At 68.3% G+C, this 4100-nt stretch carries 1 protein-coding gene and 1 pseudogene; one reads left to right on the top strand and one right to left on the bottom strand.

The window, feature by feature from the left end; all coding sequences use genetic code 11:
- A pseudogene (locus D7W79_RS39610) lies at nt 1-708 on the top strand (hypothetical protein); the annotation flags it as partial.
- 70 nt (nt 709-778) lie between these two features.
- Here D7W79_RS39610 and D7W79_RS39605 read toward each other — a convergent pair.
- Nucleotides 779-3583: a vitamin B12-dependent ribonucleotide reductase gene (locus D7W79_RS39605; protein WP_120530397.1), complete on the bottom strand. Its 2805-nt coding sequence runs from the start codon at nt 3581-3583 to the stop codon at nt 779-781.
- Between the last annotated feature and the right edge of the window lie 517 nt (nt 3584-4100).

Here is a 4100-nt window from a genome sequence, read left to right as displayed (position 1 = left end):
GAAGGGGAGGGCCCCGTGGGCCACAGCCCGGAGACCACCTGGGCCGACCGCGTCGTGGACCTGGACGTCCCCGCTGCCGCGCCCGCCGCCTCCGAGGACGGCGTGGCCCTGGCCTCCGCGTGGGAGTTCATGCAGCAGCCGTGGCAGCCGCAGGCCGTCGCGCACATCGACCCGGCCCAGGCCCTGCTCGCCGCCGCCAGCGCGTCCACCGACACGCCCGTGGATGGACCCGCCGTCACCGCCGAGCAGGTCCTCTCCGCGCTCGACACCGCGGACTCGCAGGGCATGGTCGGCAAGGTGCTGCTCGCCTACAGCGCGGGCCGCTTCCGCCGGGCCTTCCTCCTGGGTGACAGCTTCGGCCTCGCGCGCGTGGGCCGCGCCTGGGGCCCGGGCAGCGACCGTCCGGAGGTCTCCGCGCTCAAGGTGGACCTGGACACGCCGTCCCTCTTCACCTCCGCGCTGAACGGCCCCAGCCCCAGCGTCTTCAGCGCCCCGCAGGGCCCCCAGGACGAGGCCATCTTCTCCGCGCTGTGCGGCGAGTCCGAGTCCCACCTGCTCGTCTTCCCGCTCCACTCGCGCGGCCAGCCCGTGGCCTTCTTCGTCGCCGAGCACGGCCCCGCGCCCCTGGAAGTGGCCATGCTGGAGGAGCTGGGCCGCATCGCGGACCGCGCGGTGGAGATCTGCACGCGCCTCCACCGCTTCCCCTGAAACACGAAGGGCCCCGGAGCTTGAGAGCGCCGGAGCCCTTCATCACTTCACCCCGCGACCGCGGCGGGCCTCAGCTGCAGCCGCTGGTCGTGCCGCAGTTCGCGCACTTGTAGCAGGCGCCGCTGCGCACGGTGATGGCGCCGCACTGGTGGCAGGGCGGGGCGTCCGCCTGGTTCAGGTACGTGCTGCGCGAGTTCATCGCGGACAGCTGCAGCGTCGCCTGGGCCGGCACCGCCGCCTGCGTCACCGGCTCCGGACGGGCCTCCTCCACCGGCGTCACCTCCGCGTCGTCCGCGCAGGGCTCCGTGGGCAGGAACTTCAGCGACAGCCACCGGAAGATGTAGTCGGTGATGGACTTGGCGATGGGGATGGCCGGGTTGCCCGTGAAGCCGCTCGGCTCGTAGCGGGTGTGGCAGAACTTGTCCGCCAGCACCTGGAGCGGCACGCCGTACTGGAGCGCCAGCGACACGCTGGTGGCGAAGCTGTCCATCAGGCCGCTCACCACCGAGCCCTCCTTCGCCATGACGACGAAGAGCTCGCCCGGCTTGCCGTCCTCGTACATGCCCACCGTCAGGTAGCCCTCGTGGCCACCGATGGAGAACTTGTGCGTGATGGACTGCCGCTCGTCCGGCAGCCGGCGGCGCAGGGCCTTGGGCTCCGGCATCACGGCGGGGGTGGGCTCGGCGGCCACCGCGCGCTTCGCCTCCGGGGCCTTGTCCTGCGACGTGTTGAGCGGCTGCGTGCGCTTGCACCCGTCGCGGTAGACGGCGACAGCCTTCAGGCCGCTGCGCCACGCCTCGATGTATGCCTTCTCGATGTCCTCCACCGTGGCGTCATTCGGCAGGTTCACCGTCTTGGAGATGGCGCCGGAGAGGAACGGCTGCGCCGCGGCCATCATCTCGATGTGGCCCATCCAGTGGATGCTGCGCTGGCCCTTGGACGGCTTGAACGCGCAGTCGAACACCGGCAGGTGCTCCGGCTTCAGGTGCGGAGCGCCCTCGATGGTGTCGTGCTTGTCCAGGTACGCGATGATGTCCTGCGCCTGCGTCTGCGGGTAGCCCAGCTTCTCCAGCGCCAGCGGCACCGTCTGGTTGACGATCTTCAGCATGCCGCCGCCCACCAGCTTCTTGTACTTGATGAGCGCGATGTCCGGCTCGATGCCCGTGGTGTCGCAGTCCATCATGAAGCCGATGGTCCCCGTGGGCGCCAGCACCGTCACCTGGCTGTTACGGTAGCCGTGCTCCATGCCCTTCGCCAGCGCGTCGTCCCACGCCTCCTTCTGCGCCGCGTGCAGCTCCGCGCTCACGCCGTCCGGCGACAGCTGGTACGCCGCCTTGCGGTGCTTGCGGATGACGCCGAGCATGGGCTCCGCGTTGTTGCCGTAGCCCGCGAACGCGCCCTGCTTCTCCGCGATGCGCGCGCTCGTCGCGTACGCCTCGCCGCACATGAGCGACGTGATGGCCGCGGCCAGGTTGCGGCCGGCAGGGGAGTCGTACGGCAGGCCGGACGCCATCAGGAGCGCGCCCAGGTTCGCGTACCCCAGGCCCAGCGGCCGGTAGTCGTGGCTGTTCTTCGCGATGCGCTCGGTGGGGTAGCGGCTGAAGCCGACGATGATCTCCTGCGCCAGCAGCACCACGGACACCGCGTGCTTGAAGGCGGCCACGTCGAAGCCACCCTCCAGCGTGCGGAAGTGCATCAGGTTCAGCGACGCCAGGTTGCAGGCCGAGTCATCCAGGAACATGTACTCGGAGCAGGGGTTGGACGCGTTGATGCGCGCCGTGCCGGAGCACGTGTGCCACGCGTTCACCGTGGTGTCGTACTGGAGGCCCGGGTCGCCGCACAGGTGCGCCGCCTCCGCGATTTCGCGGAACAGCTCACGCGCCTTGTACGTCTCCATCACCTGGCCGTCGCGCACCGCGCGCGTCTGCCACGGGCCGTCGTTCACCACCGCCTTCATGAAGTCGTCGGTGACGCGCACGGAGTTGTTGGAGTTCTGGAAGAACACCGACCCGTAGGCCTCGCCGTTGAAGGACGGGTCGTAGCCCGCTTCAATCAGCGCCCAGGCCTTCTTCTCCTCGTTCGACTTGCAGCGGATGAACTCGAGGATGTCCGGGTGCTCGGCGTTGAGGATGACCATCTTCGCCGCGCGCCGCGTCTTGCCGCCGCTCTTGATGACGCCCGCGAATGCGTCGAAGCCGCGCATGAACGACACCGGGCCGGACGCGGTGCCGCCGCCCGCCAGCAGCTCCTTGCTGCCGCGGATGCTGGACAGGTTGGAGCCCGTGCCGCTGCCGTACTTGAAGAGCATGCCCTCCGTACGCGCCAGCCCCAGGATGGACTCCATGTTGTCGTCCACGCTGTTGATGAAGCACGCCGAACACTGCGGGTGCTCCTCCACGCCCACGTTGAACCAGACGGGCGAGTTGAAGGCCGCCTTCTGGCGCAGCAGCAGGTGCGTCAATTCCGCGTGGAACGCCTCGCGGTCCACCGCCGACGCGAAGTAGTGCCCCTCCTCACCCCAGCGGGTGAGGGTGTCCACCACGCGCGCCACCAGCTTGCGCACGCTCGTCTCACGCTCCGGCGTGCCGGGCGTGCCCCGGAAGTACTTCGACGCGACGACGTTCGTCGCCAGCATCGACCAGGACTTGGGGACTTCGATGTCCTTCTGGTCGAAGACGACCTTGCCGTCCTCGCCCTTGATGCTCGCGCTGCGGTACTCCCACGCCAGCTCGTCCGCCGGATCCACCCCGGGCGTCGTGAAGAACCGCTCCACGGTCAGCCCCGTGGAGGCCGTCGCCGCCTTGCCCTTCGCACGGCCTCCGCGCCGCGGCTCCCTGCCCCCAACCACCGGCTTCCCACTCAGTTCCTTCTCCATGACGCCCACCTCCAGATGCACTGAGAGTGATGATGCAAAATTTGCAAAATGGCCAACGCCGCGAGATCCCAGGGGATCCTTTGATCAGTTCCAGGCACAGGGACGGCAGCGTTGAGAATGTCGGGGACGGGCAGAAACCAAGGGACACACCCCTGGAATCCGGGCCCGGGCCTGACTGCCCACCCGCCGGGCGGGCGGATCCATATGATCGCTGGTGGGGTCCGTCAACATCACCTGCGCCCCCATATCTAGTGTCAGAGCCCCGCTTACACACTTCATTTGGTGGACATTTCGAGACGGTCTGATCTCCACCCAAGGCTGATCTAATAACCCTTCGCCCGGTGGCAATGGCAGCACCTGCTGGCAATGTATCGTCATGACCATGCAAATCGGGCTGACGTTGGGGGGCGGGCTCTCCAAGCGCTTGTGATCACTCGCGGATGTTTGCTGTCAGTCCGTGTACCGAGCGTAGGGGCCTGTCTCTTATAAACATCTGACGCTGCCGACGATAAGGCTC

It is taken from the genome of Corallococcus exercitus (assembly GCF_003611585.1).
Classification (GTDB): Bacteria; Myxococcota; Myxococcia; order Myxococcales; family Myxococcaceae; genus Corallococcus; species Corallococcus exercitus.
Note: the sequence above shows the minus strand (reverse complement) of the source record. Positions and strands in the feature narration are given on the sequence as shown.